The following is a 14,474-nucleotide window of genomic DNA, read 5'->3' on the forward strand; positions in this document are numbered from 1 at the left end:
GAGAACAATGGCAAAATGTAAATTCTGTGGGGAGCCGGTTAAGGCTGCACCGGTGGCTCATGCCGAGTGCATGGAGAAGCAGCTCAATGACATGGAACAGGATATGCGGCTGCTGGTGTCCGGCGATGCAGACCCGTGTGAGATGTGCGCGCACTGCTGCGCCGACGGTAAGCCGGTGTACCGGCCTAACGAGGAGTACATGGCGTTCTGCGATAAGTGCGATGAGGATTACAGTAAATTTGTCTGGAGGGGTCGTAATGAGGACAGCTGAACAGGCAATGTCGGACTACCAGTTCTTTAAGTCGCACGGCATCTGCCCGAATTGCGGAAAAGAAAAGGCTGCACCAGGTCGTGTGTGCTGTCTGAACTGCCTTGACAAACAGAATATACGCAGATTAGTGCGATGGGACAGCATGACCGAGGAGCAGAAAGAGCAGGTACGCAGCCGTGTCCGTCAGAGCGGCAAGGCGCTCTACAAACAGCGTAAGGCGGCGGGACTTTGCGTGCGGTGCGGCAAGCCTGCACAGAAAGGCTATGTGCGCTGCTATGAGTGCAACATCAAGAATACGAATTGTACACGCCGCCGCAGAAACCGCAAGTTGAGCGCCAAAGCACCCGGGATCTGCTGCTGGTGCAGCAATCCGGTCAAGCCCGGCTTTAAGCTGTGTCAGGCGCATTATAACCGTCAGGTGGAAATCCTGAATCGGGCACGGAGCAGCAGTGCGGTCAAGGAGAGCGTAGCTGTTCTGTGGAAGATGATCAAAATGCCGCAGAGGCACTGAGAGGAGAATGAGGCATGGAGAAAAAGAAAATCAAAAACCTGCACGTCCGTGTCAGCGGAGGCGTGAATGTATCGGGATCGCCATTCATGGTGCCGAAAACGTTCGACTGCATCATCACCAACGATGAAATCGGCAAGACACTGAGCATCAACGACGGCAATGTGCAGTTCACCATTCCGTTTGAGCCGATCGAGCGGTATTTGAAGTAGGAGGAAGATATGAAAGCAATCCGTAAAAAGCCCGGCTGTGAACCGGAACTGATCGACATCGACAACACGCTGGCAGCCTTGCAGACCGAGGTCGAGGGTTACATCGAGGTCATCACGCTGCCGTACGGCGCAGCGCTGATCTGCAATGAGGAGGGCCGTATCCTCGGCCTGTCGGACAACGGCCGTGTGTGCGGTGTGGATGTTGTAGGTACGGTGCTCATCGTCGGCACTAAGGGCGAGGAGTTCTGTGACGTTTCGCCGATTGACGGCTTTGTGGAGGTGCTGCGGCATGGCTGAATACATTGAGAAGCAATCCGCGCTGGATGCAATCTTAAGGGAACCGCCGGACGCGCATTATCCGAGCTGGTACATGGCTAAGATTAAGATGCTGCCTGCCGCCGACGTTGTGCCGGTGGTGCATGGGCGGTGGGGCACGGGACGGTTCAATCTGGAAACGGGAAACTATGAGGAGCAGTGCACCCGCTGCCGGAATTTCTCGAAAGAGTACGGCAAGCCTTACTGCCCCAACTGCGGGGCGAAGCTGGACGGAGGAACAGAATGACGATTGAACAAGCTATACGGATCCTTGATCCTGAGACCTCAGCAGCAGCCCTTGGTGAGATCGAATACTATGGCGGTCTGCACGGCCACGAGAAGATGATGGTCGCCTGCGACGAAGCCTGCCGCATGGCGGTTCAAATTATGAGAAAATACATGGAGGAACAAAAATGAAAAAGAAAATCATGGCGGCACTGCTCTGCGGTGCTATGATGTGTAGTCTGTCGGCCTGCAGGGAGAGCGAGCGCGTTGCGTACAACATCTCGAAGGAGGCGGACAATTTCAACGTCACGCGCCGTCTGGAAGTCATCAACGCGCGTACGGACAAGCCGGTGTTTGAGCTGATCGGCAACTTCGCCATCTCGAACAACAGCGAGAACGAGCTGGAGGTGACTGTCGAGACCGGGCAGGGCGTTTACAAGAAACACCTTGTGTACCTCAACGACTGGACGATCTACGTTGTGGAGGACGTCAGTGGCGCTTACGTGGACAAGTTCCACTACGAGGTGAATTTCCTGCCGGAGATGATCATTCCGGTTACGGTGACGTCGCATGACTAAATACAGCGACAAGGTTCGGCGCTACTTAGCATGGAGGTACGGCAATGAAGAAAAAGCGGGTCAATCCGCACAGGCGTCCGGCGACACTGGCGGACGTCAACAAGGCAAAGATAGCCGCGCAGAACGAGGCGGTAACAACAGCATGGGCAATCTTTTTCTCGGCGCTGCGGGATAAGGAGGGCTTCGGCTACACACGGCTCCGGCGGGTCTGGGACGAGGTAAACTACCTCGCGGACAGCGTTTCCAAAGGCTATGTGTCGATCGCCGATCTCGAAAAGGAACTCGAAGACTACGGAATCACGTTGAGGTAGGATTATGACAACAAAAGATTGGCTGAACCGCGGGTGGGCACTCGACCGCGAGATTACGGCTTTGGAGAGTGCCAAGCGCCGGGCGTATGACCGCTGCGTGTCCGGCGTGGCATCGGTGAGCGGTGCACCGGGCGGCGGCGGTGCCTCAGACGGCGGCCTGAGCCGCTACGCCGACTTTGCCGCACAGGTGGATGCCCAGATCGACAAGCTCATTGGCATCAAGCAGGAGATCGCGGCGGTTATCGCGCAGGTGCCGGATACGACTCTGCGGACACTTCTCACAAAGCGGTACTTAAACTTCGAGAAGTGGGAGAAAATCGCGGTTGACCTGAATTATTCGTGGCGGCAGGTGATGCGCCTGCATGGACAGGCATTGCACACCGCCGAACCAATTATCGCAAGAATGGCATAGGATGTCATGGTATGTCATATTGTTCCGTGCTATACTGGTATCATGAAGTTCAGCGGGAATGAAACCGAGGTCCCGCGTTTCTCCTGCTTCATGTTTGGAACACCTCCGGAAAGGCACTCTTGGAAACAAGGGTGCTTTTTCGTGCCAGCTTGACAAATATAATATAATACGGTAATATGAGCAAAAAAGAATAGCCGAAGTCATATACTTCGACTATTCAAGGGATAAGAGTGTGTATTGTGATGGGAGTTAACTGTTTAGAATAGCGTTAATCAGGGAATCTTTGTTCCAGCCCACCATTACAGTTGCATTATCCTGCACTTTAGAGGGAATCCGCTGCTGTCCCCAGGGCTTCAAACCGATGATATATTTGTCATAATCGGTAGAAGTGTCAATTTCAAAGTCAATCCATTCACTGTGTGCGGCGTACATACCGGAAATAATGATTACTTTGGACGCAGGACTAATCTGATTTTTCAGAAGGTTTTTTAAGGTGGTTTTACCGGCTGGCTGAGTAGGATCAATTAAGGGGTCATGCACAGGTACAGAATAATTTTTCCATGTCAAGAGTCCTTCGTCTTGAGCTTCATTTAACCAGGAAACCACTTTTTTGTAGTCATCAGAATATTTCCATGCGTGACTGATGAAGATATTATATAATGCCAAAAAAATCATCCTTTCGTATTTAGGAGGTTTACTATGCCTGAAACTAAGAAGTACCGAAAAAAACCGGTGATTGTCAAAGCATACAGGACGGATAAAAAAATGACAATACACACTCTTGAAGGGGATATGATAGCTTCTGTAGGGGATTATATTATTACTGGGGTCAATGGAGAACAATACCCATGTAAGCCCGATATTTTTGAAAAAACCTACGAGTTGTGCGATGAATCGGATGTGGAGTCTTGACTCTGAGAACGAGGAGCGTTAGCGGCGACCCAAGTTTGAAATTCTTTGGTCATATACTCTTCGCAAGAAACCACAAGTATATTAAACGCTTCGCTGACGGACAAATTTTGAAATTCGCCTGTGTGTGTCAAATACCGGTGTAATATGCTTTGCAGAATTTCACAGTTGCTTCGATAGCGAACCCATAAGTCTTGAAAATGATATAGGGATAATATTGCAGAAATAACAGTTACACCTGAACTGATAATGGCTATTAAAATATTGATCCCTCGGCATGATAGCATATCTGATAAGAGAGTTAAGATAGGAATAATCGCGCTTAAAACGATGGATGCTACGGACCAATGCTTAAAATCAGACTGTGCTTGGACAGCTTTCTTATTATACCAATCAATTTGATCTAAAATGCGGTTTTTAACGTACCATTTTTCGAAATTGGTATCGAATACAGATAGATAATCCTGAAAATTCGATGAAGGTGAATATGTGGATTGGTGAGATGGATGTATAAATCCATGAATGCGTTCTCGTAAATTAGGCATGATACTCCTCCTATAGATAGGGTACTATTAGTATAGCATAAAATTCCAGATTACACAATCGAACAATTTGTAAACCGTCTACTTCGTAGGCGGTTTTCTTTTACCCATTTTCAGAAAGGACGGTGAGCACGTGAGCAAACTGACAGCCAAGCAGCAGGCTTGGGTGGATTATTACAAGCAGGGCAAGACGGCGGCAGAAGCGGCGCGGCTTGCCGGATACAAGGCGAGGGATGACAACGGATTTCAGTCCATCGGCAGTGAAAACCTGCGGAAACTTGCTGTTTTCATCGCAGACCGCGACAAGCTGCTTGAAACGCCGCGCATTGCCGACATGGAGGAGATCAACGCCTTCTGGACGAACGTCATGCGTGACAAGGGCGAGGAAACCAAGGACCGGCTCAAGGCTTCAGAGCTGAGAGCCAAGGCGGCGGGCGCGTTTGTGCAGAAAATCGAGCACTCCGGCACTCTCGAGGTGGAAAACCCGCTTGCCGGTCTGACCACAGAGGAGCTGCGGAAGCTGGCGGACGATGGTTGACCCTCGCATTCGCAGGGCGGCTCGCATAGAGCTTGCCCGGCGTGATTTCTGGTCGTTCTGCAAGCTGATGGCGCCGGACTTCTACCGCGAGGACAGGCCGTACCTCAAAACGCTGTGCAGGCGCTTGCAGGCGTTCTGCGAGAGCGACCGCAAGGTACTGGTGGTCAATATGCCGCCGCGCCACGGCAAGAGCCGCACGGCGGTGCTGCTGAGCCAGTGGCTGTTCGGGCGCGATCCGTCCGAGCAGATCATGACCGGCAGCTACAACGAAACGCTGTCTACAACGTTCGCACGGGCAGTCCGTGACGGCATTGCGGAGGAAAAATTCGACCCGAACCGCATTGTGTTCTCGGACATTTTTCCGGCGACACGCATCAAGTACGGCGAGGCCGCTGCGGGCAAGTGGGCGCTCGAGGGGCAGTACGCAAGCTACCTCGCAACCTCTCCTGGCGGCACGGCGACCGGCTTCGGCGCACGCAAGCTGATTCTCGATGACCTGATCAAGAAAGCCGAGGAAGCGTTCAACGAGGGTGCACTCGACAAGCAGTGGCAGTGGTTCACGGACACCATGCTGTCCCGAACCGAAACCGGCTACAAGATCGTTATCATCATGACGCGCTGGGCGACCGGCGACCTCGCAGGCCGTGCGCTGGAGCACTGGCCGGATGCGGAACTCATCACGATGAAAGCCTTGCAGGACGACGGTACCATGCTGTGCGATGCGGTTCTCACCCGTGAGGACTACGAGGACAAGGTTCGCACGATGAGCGAGGAGATCGCCAGCGCGAACTACCAGCAGCAGCCGATCGACCTGAAAGGCCGTCTGTACAGCAGCTTCAAGACCTACACGGACATTCCGCGCGATGCAAACGGCAGGCCGCTGTTCACGCATATCCGCAGCTACACCGACACGGCGGACACCGGCGCGGACTATCTGTGCAGCATCATCTACGGCGAGTATAACCACGAGGCCTATGTGCTCGACATCTACTACACCAAGGACCCGATGGAGATCACCGAGCCGGAAACCGCACGGCGGCTGCTGGCGCACGGCGTAAACCTTGCGAAAATCGAGAGCAACAACGGCGGCCGCGGCTTTGCCCGCAACGTGCAGGAGCAGCTAAAACGGCTTGGTTCCAACCGCTGCCGTGTGGAGTGGTTCCACCAGAGCGAAAACAAGGTCGCGCGTATCCTCACCAACTCGACGTGGGTGCAGGATCATATTTATTATCCGGTCAACTGGCGTGACCGCTGGCCGGAGTACGCGAAAGCAATGCTGCATTATCAGAAAGAGGGCAAAAACGCCCACGATGACGCTCCCGACGCGACAACCGGCGTTGCGGAGCAGTTTACCAGGAAAGGAGGGGTCAGCGTATGGTGAAAGTGAACAGCCGCACGATTCAGCGGCTTTTGCAGGGGCACGGGCAGTTCATCCGCGAGGCGGACGAGGCGCGGCGCTATTACAGCAACGTCAACCGCATCAAGCAGGACAACAGCGTTTTGCAGCGGCAGGCAGAGACCGAACAGGCGCTCGGCAATCCGCTGCACCTCGCGGACAACCGCATTTCGCACTCGTGGCATAATCTGCTCGTGACGCAGAAGGTTTCCTACGCGCTGAGCTACCCGCCGGTGTTTGACGTGGGGAACAAGACCGCCAACGAGCGAATCGCAGAGATTCTCGGAGATCAGTACACTGCAACGGCCATGCAGCTCGGCATTGACGCGAGCAACACCTCGGTCGGCTGGCTGCATTACTGGCGCGGCACAGACGGCAGGTTCCGCTACCACACCGTAGACCCGGAACAGATTGTGCCGGTGTTCTCCGGTACACTGGAGAGCGACCTCGTCGGCGTGCTGCGCTGCTACACCATGCTCGACCCGCAGAGCGGTCAGACCGTGCAGGTGTGCGAATACTGGGATGACACGACCTGCCGGTTCTACCGTCAGAACGGCGTGTCCGGCAATTACACCTACTTCGAATATCCGGAAGTCGGGCAGGAGCTGCGGCACGGCCTCGGCGCGGTGCCGTTTATCCCGTTCTACAACAACGCCGACCGGCGGGGCGACCTGCCGCTGTACCGCGACCTGATCGACGCCTACGACAAGGTGGTTTCCGGCTTCGCCAACGATATGGAGGACGTACAGGAGGTCATCTTCGTCATCAAGAACTACGGCGGCACGGACAAGACCGAGTTCATGAGCGACCTCAAAAAGAGCAAGCTCATCAAGGTCGAGGGGGACGGCGGCGTGGACACCATTCGCGCGGAGATCCCGTTTGAGGCGCGGAACGCCTTCCTCGAAAGAACCCGCCGTCAGATCTTCGTTTCCGGCATGGGCGTTGACCCGAACCCTGAGAATTTCGGCAACTCGTCCGGTGTGGCGCTCAAGTACCTGTACAGTCTGCTGGAGCTCAAGGCCGTGATGCTGGAAACGCAGTTCCGCAGCGGTTTCGCCGAGCTGGTACGCGCTATCTGCCGACTGGAGGGTATCGCACAGCCGAAACGCATTCTCCAGACCTGGACGCGCAACATGGTCCAGAACGACCTTGAAACCGCACAGATCGCGCAGCAGTCGGTCGGCATTATCTCGGACAGAACCATCCTCGCAAACCATCCGTGGGTAGACGATGCCGAGAGCGAGCAAAAGCAGTTGGAAAAGGAACAGCAGGCGGCAGCCGAGAAGCAGCCGCAGTTTCAGTTTCCGCCAAAGGACGGTGTAGGCGATGGCAGCAGCGGATAAGCTGAACGGCGCCTACTGGCGCAAGCGTGCCATCGAGCTGGCCGAAAAGCAGAAACGCGAGGACGATGACCTGTGCCGCCGCGTCAGCCGTGAGTACGAGCGCATTCTGCATGAGCTTGACCGCGAACTGACCCTGTTCTACGCCAGATACACCGCAAACGAAAGCGTCAGCATGGCAGACGCACGCAGGCTACTGCGGGATGCAGAGTTGGAGGACTTCCGGATGTCACTGGACGAGTTCCGCGACAAGGCGCTTGCTGGCGGCTTTGACAAGGAATTGGAGGAGGTTTATCTCCGGTCGCGCATCTCACGCTTACAGGCGTTGCAGACACAGGTTGAACTGCGGATGAGGGAGCTGTTCGGCTCTCAGCGCGATGTGCTGCGTGACCATTTGCAGGAGCGTTACACCGACACCTACTACCGCACGGTGTACGCCGTCAGTCAGCAGATGAATGTTGCAAGCACATTCGCTCGCATTGACCCGCAGACGGTCGAGAAGATACTCGCCGCGCCGTGGCTCGGCAGTGAGTTTTCCTCACGCATCTGGGCAGACAAGGACAAGCTGACCCGTGAGCTGATGCAGACGCTCTCACGCGGCTTTGTCCGCGGCGACTCGCTCGACCGCATGACGAAAGAGTTTGCCAAGCACATGGGCGTGTCCGAGAGCCGCGCGGCAACGCTCATCCACACCGAGAGCGCCCATATCGCCGCTGAGGCGACCGAACGGGGCTATCGGGAAACCGGCGTCAAGTCCTATCGGTTCGAGGCGGCGCTCGACCTCAAGACCTGCGCAGTGTGCGGTGCTCTGGATCAGCGCGAGTTTCCGCTTGCGGAGCATGAAACCGGCATTAACTATCCGCCGCTGCATCCGCGCTGCCGGTGTACCACCGTTCCGGTGACGGAGTTCCGGATTGGCAGTAAGCGTGCAGCCAGAAACCCCACGACCGGCAAGACCGAGTATGTCGAGAAGAAATTGACATATGAGGAATGGCGGAAGAAGTATGTTGATGGGGACGCAGACAAAACCGAGTGGGAAGAATATCAGCGCGTCTTGGGTGAAAAAGCACCGAAAACGCTTGAAGAATTCCGCAATATCAAGTATACTGAAAGTAAGAAATGGGGGATAATGATGGAGAACAAACGCCTGTTTGAGAAAATCGACAGCACCGAAACCTATTCCCCGGAGTACCGCGCCAAGCTGAAAGAAACCTATCAGTATTTCAGCGATGCCGGATTTGCGTTCCGTGAGCACGCACTCAACCGTGTGCTCGGTCAGAAAACCGGCAAGGATAAATTCACGTTCACCAAGGAAGAATTACTGCGTATACTGAATAAGCCCGCAAACTACCAACAGCCGGACGGCAAATATGTTCGTTTTTACGACGGCATTTCTGTTATTTCGGCGGATGACACCGGCGAGATCGTCAGTGTGGTAGTCAAGCGGACGCCAAGAAAGGACTGGACTGCGTTATGAAATACACCAATGAACTGATGCTGATGATTGCAAAGTTCCTGTACGGCGAGTACGATGCAGAGCGTTTTTCGTTCGATTTCCCTGCAACGCTTTCGGATGCGTATGACGCTTTTCAGCAGGAAAACCCTGACCTGTGCGACTATCTGGAAGAAGAAATGCCGGATGCGTGCGGCTACTTTGATCCGCATAACACCGGTGACCCGGATACGCTGAACGAACAGCAGTTCCGCATGAAGGTCATGGGAATTTACCAGAACGCGCTGCCGATGTCCATGCGGCCGGCATCGTAACAAATTGTTTGCGAAAATTGATAGAAAAGATATTTTGAAGTAGAGATTGTGCTGCTACGCACCCTCCGGGTCAAAAGAAATGTGGGAAGGGGCACACCCACCAAAATACCAGAGATCCCGATAAGGGCGCTTCGGAAACGAGGCGCCTTTGTCGTACAATTTAAGAACTAACCACCAAGACAACTGTCAAGGTGGTTTTTTCATACCCATTTTTCGATGAAAGGAGCAAAAAACAATGGAATTTCTCAAAACCCTTTTTGAAAAGGGCGCACTGACCTGGGAGCAGTTCCAGCAGGCGGCGAAGGACGCAAAGTTTGAGGTCGTCAACGCCGCCGGCGGCGCTTACGTTCCCAAGGCCGACCTGGACACCAAGGCGCAGGAGTTGGCCACGGCGAACAACACCATCAAGGACCTGCGTGCCGCCGCCAAGGCGTGGGACGGCAAGGACCCGAAGAAGCTGGAGGACGACCTCAAGACCCTCCAGACTAAGTACGATACCGACACCGCGAACATCCGCCGTGATGCGGCGATCGACCTGGCACTGACCCGTGCTCATGCACGCGATCCGCAGCTGACCCGCGCGGCGCTCTCGATGGACGACATCAAGATCGGCACGGACGGCAAGATCACCGGCCTTGACGCGCAGGTCGAAAGTCTGAAAAAGGACAAGGCATGGCTGTTCGAGGAAGACGGTGCAGGTCAGTCCGGCAAGCAGGGCGACAAGGGCGGAAACCCGAACGGCGGTCAGGGCGGCGGCTACAATCCGCAGTCCGGCGGCAACCCGAACACGGTAAACGACCTCGGTTCCGCTCTCGCAGAAGTATACAACACCAACGGCTAACAGAAAGAAGGAATGAAAAATGCCTATCACTCTCGCACAGGCAAAGGTCGGCATGGCAAACCATGTGGACCAGCAGGTTATTGATCAGTTCCGCCGCGGCTCCATGCTGCTGGAGGCACTGACCTTTGACAACTCGGTATCGCCCGGTACCGGCGGCTCTACGCTGACCTATGGCTACACTCAGCTCAAGACTCCGGCAGGCGCGGACTTCCGTGACATCAACGCCGACTACGCCGAAACCGTAGCCGACCGCGAAACCAAGTCGGTTGACCTCAAGATTTTCGGCGGTACGTTCAAGATCGACCGCGTCCTCGCGAATACCGCAAACGGTCAGATCAACGAGGTGCAGTTCCAGCTCGAGGAGCACATCAAGGCGACCACCAACCTGTTCCACTACACCGCCATCAACGGCGACAAGGGCACCAAGGGCTTTGACGGTCTGGATACGCTGCTTGTCGGCACCTCCACCGAGCTCAACGCCGACGCCTCCAAGGCGATCGATCTGTCCACCTCGGCGGCCATCGACACCAACTACAAGACCGTGCTCGATATGCTCGACGAGTTCCTCTCCGAGCTGGACGGCGTGCCGACTATGCTCATCGGCAATGCGGCGCTGCTGACCAAGATCCGCTCCTGCGCCCGCCGTGCCGGTTATCTGACCCACTCCGAGGACGCTTTCGGCCGTCAGATGAGCGGTTACAACGGCATTCCGTTCATGGATATGCAGTATTACTACGACACCGCCGAGAAGAAGGAAAAGCCGGTCGTGCCGATTACGTCGCGTGAATACGGCGCGTCCTCGTCTAAGACCACGGTTACGGGTCTGACCGACCTGTACGCAGTCCGTCTGGGTCTGGACGGTTTCCACGCCGTATCTCCGATGGGCGGCAAGGTGATCTCGACCACGCTGCCGGATTTCTCTACCGCAGGCCCGGTCAAGGCCGGTGATGTCGAGATGGTTGCGGCAACCGTGCTCAAGAAGTCCCGCGCAGCCGGCGTACTGCGCAACTTCAAGGTAAAGTGAGGGAAGCGCTATGTACAAGATCAAGGCACCGAGCGAGGGGTACGACCGCAAGATCGGCGGCGTGCAGTTCGTGAATGGTGAGGCACAGACGGATAACGAGTGGCTCGCAAGCTGGTTCTCCGGACGTACGGGCTTTACCGTAGAAACCGTGACCGCCGAGGAGGAAACCGAGCCGACCGAGGACAAACCGAGGGGGAAGCGCAGAAATGACAAGGGAAACGCTGATGCTGCGGGCGCAAAGTCTGCTGCCGAACCTGCCGCAGGAAACGCTTGAGTTCGCCTGCGAACTGGTGCTCGAGCAGATCTGCAATTACTGCAATCTGACCGAAGCACCGGACGGTCTGACGAACACGGCGGCGCTGATGGTGCGCGGTCTGGTAAACGGCGTACAGCTCCAGAACGAGAATATGCAGCCTGCCGCAAAGGGCGTGTCCAGAGGGGATACGTCCTTTTCCTTTGCAACCGCAGCGGAACAGCTGGCGGCACTGGCAGGCTCAGGCGACTTCCTCACCGACTACAAGGCGCAGCTGAACGCCTATCGAAAGATGAGGTGGTAGTATGCTCGGCAATCCGGAGCTGGAGCGTGCGCTGCTGGAGCAGACCTATGACGGCGTGATGACCGTCACCGGCGCAAGCAAACAGGAAGTGGGCGGCGAAACCGTTGTTACACCGGACGCGGTGCTGCACGAGAATATCCCGTGTGCGCTGTCGTTCTCGGGCACACCGGACAGCAAGACGGACGCAAACAGCGGTCAGATCAGCTATCAGGCGACGATTTACTGTGCCCCGGACTTGACCGTTCCGGCAGGCTGCCGCATTGCAGTTCAGCAGTACGGCGCGACCTATCGGCTGAAATACAGCGGCGAGAGCGCGGTCTATCCGACGCACCAGCAGCTTTCCGCCGTCCGAGAGGAGCGAGTGTAATGGCAAGCTGGGGAAGCTGTGATTTTCACGAGCTGCGCGACTTAAACGAACGCATTAAGGCCGCCGCCAGCGAACCGGAGATGGACGCTTTCTACACCGGCCTGCTCGATGAGATGATGAACGGCCTGCTGACCGACGTCAAGGAACTGACACCGGTTGACCGCGGTCATCTGCGGCGCAACTGGTTCATCACCAAGGCGAAGCGCAGCGGCAAGGTGTACCACGCGGATATTTATAACAATATCGAGTATGCACCATACGTCGAGAACGGCCACCGGCAGGAGGTCGGACGGTACGTTCCGGCCATCGGCAAGCGCCTTGTGAACGGCTTTGTCGAGGGCAGGCATATGCTGCGTGAGGGTCTGCTCGACTTCCAGAAAGAAGCGCCGGACTTTATCAAGGCCAAAAGCGAGGAATTTCTCAGCCGCATGATGGAGGGCAAATGATTAACGTAGTACAGGAAATCGTCGATAAGCTGCGCACGGTCTATCCATCGGCGCAGTACGACATCTACACCGAACGTATCGAGCAGGGCTTCTCTGCGCCGTGCTTCTCCATTCGGCAGCTTCGTGCGGACGTCACGCCGTACCCGTCCGGCCTGCATGAGATCGTGCAGCACATGGACGTGCGGTTCTTCCCGTCGGACGGCCGTCCGCAGGAGCAGTGCCGAGAGACTGCACAGACGCTCACGCTGCTGCTGCGGCGCACGGAAAGCCTGCGCGGGAGCAATCTCTCGTGGGAAATTACAGACGAGGTGCTGCACTTCTTCGCAGACTACCGGCAGTTTGTCCGGGAAATCCCGGAAGATATTCCGATGGAGAATTTGCAGACCACCGTAGGAACGGAGAACGAAAATGGCAGTTAAACGCAAAACCGAGGCAGGAGCACCGGCGTTTACCGGCGCACAGCTCCTGACCTTCGACAGATACCGCGAGCGGCGCGACCTGCTGGGTGTGCTGCTCGACAAGGATCAGCGCTACACCTTTTCCGAGGTTGACGCGCTCATTGACAACTTTATGAAAGGCAAGGTGAATTAAATGGCTTTAGGCGGCGGTATGTATACCGTACAGAACAAGCTTCTGCCCGGTGCGTACATCAACTTTGTATCGGCGGCTCGCGCGTCTGCGACCCTGGGCGACCGCGGCACGGCGGCTTTCCCGCTGTCCCTCGACTGGGGACCGGAGAACGAGGTCGTGACCATCGAGAACAGCGAGTTCCAGAAGGGCTCACTTGCGCTGACCGGCTACGCCTACACGGCGGACGAGCTGCGTCCGCTGCGCGAGATCTTCGCAAATGCCAAGACGCTGCACCTGTTCCGTCTGAACAGCGGCGGTGCAAAGGCAGCCTGCAAGTACGCGGAGGCGAAGTATCCGGGCAAGATCGGCAACGAACTGAAGATCGTGATTCAGCAGAACGAGGGCTTCACGGTATCGACGAACGAGGTCTACGACGTTTCGACCTACCTCGGCACGACCCTTGTGGACACGCAGAAGGCAGTTAAGGCAGTTTCCGACCTTTCCGACAACGACTATCTGCACTGGAAGGGCAGCGAGGCGCTGACCGAGAACGCGGGCCTGCTGCTCACCGGCGGCACGACCGGCGCGGTGCAGGATGCAGCTTACCAGACGTTCCTCGACAAGATCGAGCCGTACAGCTTCAATGCGGTCGGCTGCGACACGAAGAACAGCACGGTCAAGGGTCTGTTCGCCAACTGGACGCGCCGCCTGCGTGATGAGCAGGGCGTGAAGTTCCAGTGCGTGCTGCATGGCTATCCTGCGGCAGACTATGAGGGCGTGATTTCCGTCAAGAACGGTCTGGTCGGTGCATCTGACGATCCGTCGGCGGTTTACTGGACGACCGGCGCGGAATCCGCGTGCGCGGTCAACCGCTCGATGACCAACTCGACCTACACCGGCGAGTACGACATCGACACCAATTACACCCAGACCCAGCTTGAAAAGGCAATCAAGGCCGGTGAGTTCACGTTCCACCGTGTGGGTGAGCAGACGCGCGTGCTGACCGACATCAACACGTTCGTGTCCGTCACGGACGAAAAGAGCGCGGATTTCTCGTCCAATCAGGTCATGCGCGTGCTCGACCAGATCGCCAATGACATCGCAAGCCTGTTTAACTCGAAGTACCTTGGCAAGGTGCAGAACGACGCAAGCGGCCGCGTGAGCCTGTGGAGCGACATTGTAGCGCACCACACCCAGCTCCAGACCATCCGCGCCATTGAGAACTTCGACAGCAGCAGCGTCACCGTGTCGCAGGGCGACATGAAGAAGTCTGTTGCGGTCGAGGACCATGTACAGCCGGTTTCCGCGATGGAACAGCTTTACATGAAGGTAATCGTTGAATAAA

26 protein-coding genes are annotated in these 14,474 nt (G+C 56.0%); 24 read left to right on the forward strand and 2 right to left on the reverse strand.

Features of this window, described 5'->3' with window-relative positions:
- The first annotated feature begins 7 nt into the window (after positions 1-7).
- Genes DW724_RS03085 through DW724_RS03120 form a run of 9 tightly spaced genes read left to right on the forward strand, consistent with a single transcriptional unit; the run spans position 8 to position 2,832 of the window.
- On the forward strand, positions 8-271 hold the full coding sequence (locus DW724_RS03085) for a hypothetical protein (RefSeq protein WP_118760610.1): 264 nt from the start codon (positions 8-10) through the stop codon (positions 269-271).
- Positions 258-782 carry a hypothetical protein gene (locus tag DW724_RS03090; protein ID WP_118760611.1) on the forward strand — a complete coding sequence of 175 codons (525 nt, stop codon included), beginning with the start codon at positions 258-260 and terminating at the stop codon, positions 780-782. Before DW724_RS03085 ends, DW724_RS03090 begins: the two co-directional genes overlap by 14 nt.
- A 14-nt stretch (positions 783-796) precedes the next feature.
- Positions 797-991, forward strand: coding sequence for a hypothetical protein (locus DW724_RS03095; RefSeq protein ID WP_118760612.1), 195 nt, complete (start codon positions 797-799; stop codon positions 989-991).
- Between the two features lie 9 nt (positions 992-1,000).
- Entirely contained in the window at positions 1,001-1,288 is a 288-nt protein-coding gene (locus tag DW724_RS03100) for a DUF3846 domain-containing protein (protein WP_118760613.1), read from the forward strand.
- On the forward strand, positions 1,281-1,553 hold the full coding sequence (locus DW724_RS03105; protein ID WP_118760614.1) for a hypothetical protein: 273 nt from the start codon (positions 1,281-1,283) through the stop codon (positions 1,551-1,553). The genes DW724_RS03100 and DW724_RS03105 overlap by 8 nt, the downstream gene beginning before the upstream one ends.
- Entirely contained in the window at positions 1,550-1,723 is a 174-nt protein-coding gene (locus DW724_RS15535; protein ID WP_158580197.1) for a hypothetical protein, read from the forward strand. The genes DW724_RS03105 and DW724_RS15535 overlap by 4 nt, the downstream gene beginning before the upstream one ends.
- Positions 1,720-2,109 (forward strand): beta-sandwich lipoprotein, encoded by a 390-nt coding sequence (locus DW724_RS03110; protein WP_118648008.1) that lies wholly within the window; start codon positions 1,720-1,722, stop codon positions 2,107-2,109. The genes DW724_RS15535 and DW724_RS03110 overlap by 4 nt, the downstream gene beginning before the upstream one ends.
- Positions 2,110-2,153: 44 nt before the next feature.
- Positions 2,154-2,420 carry a hypothetical protein gene (locus tag DW724_RS03115; protein WP_118760615.1) on the forward strand — a complete coding sequence of 89 codons (267 nt, stop codon included), beginning with the start codon at positions 2,154-2,156 and terminating at the stop codon, positions 2,418-2,420.
- Between the two features lie 4 nt (positions 2,421-2,424).
- Positions 2,425-2,832 carry a hypothetical protein gene (locus tag DW724_RS03120; protein ID WP_118760616.1) on the forward strand — a complete coding sequence of 136 codons (408 nt, stop codon included), beginning with the start codon at positions 2,425-2,427 and terminating at the stop codon, positions 2,830-2,832.
- 249 nt (positions 2,833-3,081) lie between these two features.
- Here the strand turns inward: DW724_RS03120 and DW724_RS03125 are convergent, their stop codons facing one another.
- Positions 3,082-3,498, reverse strand: a complete 417-nt coding sequence (locus DW724_RS03125; RefSeq protein ID WP_442861249.1) for a TIR domain-containing protein — start codon at positions 3,496-3,498, stop codon at positions 3,082-3,084.
- Between the two features lie 33 nt (positions 3,499-3,531).
- Between DW724_RS03125 and DW724_RS03130 the strand changes: the two genes are divergently transcribed.
- Positions 3,532-3,744, forward strand: coding sequence for a hypothetical protein (locus tag DW724_RS03130; RefSeq protein ID WP_118760618.1), 213 nt, complete (start codon positions 3,532-3,534; stop codon positions 3,742-3,744).
- Here the strand turns inward: DW724_RS03130 and DW724_RS16355 are convergent.
- Positions 3,708-4,286 (reverse strand): DUF4231 domain-containing protein, encoded by a 579-nt coding sequence (locus DW724_RS16355; protein WP_118760619.1) that lies wholly within the window; start codon positions 4,284-4,286, stop codon positions 3,708-3,710. The two genes, DW724_RS03130 and DW724_RS16355, sit on opposite strands and share 37 nt — an antisense overlap.
- A gap of 130 nt (positions 4,287-4,416) precedes the next feature.
- Here DW724_RS16355 and DW724_RS03140 point away from each other — a divergent pair, with 130 nt between their 5' ends.
- The 14 genes from DW724_RS03140 to DW724_RS03205 all read left to right on the forward strand — a co-directional run bounded on the left by DW724_RS03140 (position 4,417) and on the right by DW724_RS03205 (position 14,473).
- Complete coding sequence (locus DW724_RS03140; RefSeq protein ID WP_118760620.1) at positions 4,417-4,821, forward strand: terminase small subunit; 405 nt, start codon at positions 4,417-4,419, stop codon at positions 4,819-4,821.
- Complete coding sequence (gene terL / locus DW724_RS03145) at positions 4,814-6,202, forward strand: phage terminase large subunit (protein ID WP_118760621.1); 1,389 nt, start codon at positions 4,814-4,816, stop codon at positions 6,200-6,202. The genes DW724_RS03140 and terL overlap by 8 nt, the downstream gene beginning before the upstream one ends.
- Complete coding sequence (locus DW724_RS03150; RefSeq protein WP_118760622.1) at positions 6,196-7,560, forward strand: phage portal protein; 1,365 nt, start codon at positions 6,196-6,198, stop codon at positions 7,558-7,560. The genes terL and DW724_RS03150 overlap by 7 nt, the downstream gene beginning before the upstream one ends.
- Positions 7,544-9,034 (forward strand): minor capsid protein, encoded by a 1,491-nt coding sequence (locus DW724_RS03155; RefSeq protein ID WP_118760623.1) that lies wholly within the window; start codon positions 7,544-7,546, stop codon positions 9,032-9,034. The genes DW724_RS03150 and DW724_RS03155 overlap by 17 nt, the downstream gene beginning before the upstream one ends.
- Positions 9,031-9,324, forward strand: a complete 294-nt coding sequence (locus tag DW724_RS03160) for a hypothetical protein (protein ID WP_118760624.1) — start codon at positions 9,031-9,033, stop codon at positions 9,322-9,324. Before DW724_RS03155 ends, DW724_RS03160 begins: the two co-directional genes overlap by 4 nt.
- A 235-nt stretch (positions 9,325-9,559) precedes the next feature.
- Entirely contained in the window at positions 9,560-10,165 is a 606-nt protein-coding gene (locus tag DW724_RS03165; RefSeq protein WP_118760625.1) for a phage scaffolding protein, read from the forward strand.
- A gap of 19 nt (positions 10,166-10,184) precedes the next feature.
- A complete protein-coding gene (locus tag DW724_RS03170; RefSeq protein WP_118760626.1) occupies positions 10,185-11,189 on the forward strand; it encodes a major capsid protein in 1,005 nt (334 codons plus the stop codon).
- Positions 11,190-11,199: 10 nt separating this feature from the next.
- Entirely contained in the window at positions 11,200-11,463 is a 264-nt protein-coding gene (locus DW724_RS03175) for a hypothetical protein (protein WP_118760627.1), read from the forward strand.
- A complete protein-coding gene (locus DW724_RS03180; RefSeq protein WP_147358630.1) occupies positions 11,396-11,746 on the forward strand; it encodes a hypothetical protein in 351 nt (116 codons plus the stop codon). The genes DW724_RS03175 and DW724_RS03180 overlap by 68 nt, the downstream gene beginning before the upstream one ends.
- A 1-nt stretch (position 11,747) precedes the next feature.
- On the forward strand, positions 11,748-12,113 hold the full coding sequence (locus tag DW724_RS03185) for a hypothetical protein (protein WP_118760629.1): 366 nt from the start codon (positions 11,748-11,750) through the stop codon (positions 12,111-12,113).
- Positions 12,113-12,559 carry an HK97 gp10 family phage protein gene (locus tag DW724_RS03190; protein WP_118760630.1) on the forward strand — a complete coding sequence of 149 codons (447 nt, stop codon included), beginning with the start codon at positions 12,113-12,115 and terminating at the stop codon, positions 12,557-12,559. The genes DW724_RS03185 and DW724_RS03190 overlap by 1 nt, the downstream gene beginning before the upstream one ends.
- Positions 12,556-12,978 (forward strand): phage tail terminator family protein, encoded by a 423-nt coding sequence (locus DW724_RS03195; protein ID WP_118760631.1) that lies wholly within the window; start codon positions 12,556-12,558, stop codon positions 12,976-12,978. The genes DW724_RS03190 and DW724_RS03195 overlap by 4 nt, the downstream gene beginning before the upstream one ends.
- Positions 12,968-13,150, forward strand: a complete 183-nt coding sequence (locus DW724_RS03200) for a hypothetical protein (protein ID WP_117490472.1) — start codon at positions 12,968-12,970, stop codon at positions 13,148-13,150. Before DW724_RS03195 ends, DW724_RS03200 begins: the two co-directional genes overlap by 11 nt.
- The gene (locus DW724_RS03205; protein ID WP_118760632.1) at positions 13,151-14,473 is read left to right on the forward strand and encodes a phage tail sheath family protein; all 1,323 of its coding nucleotides are present in this window, start codon (positions 13,151-13,153) and stop codon (positions 14,471-14,473) included.
- The last annotated feature ends 1 nt before the right edge of the window (position 14,474 follow it).

It is taken from the genome of Butyricicoccus sp. AM27-36 (assembly GCF_003480945.1).
In the GTDB taxonomy this organism is placed as follows: Bacteria; Bacillota; Clostridia; order Oscillospirales; family Butyricicoccaceae; genus Agathobaculum; species Agathobaculum butyriciproducens.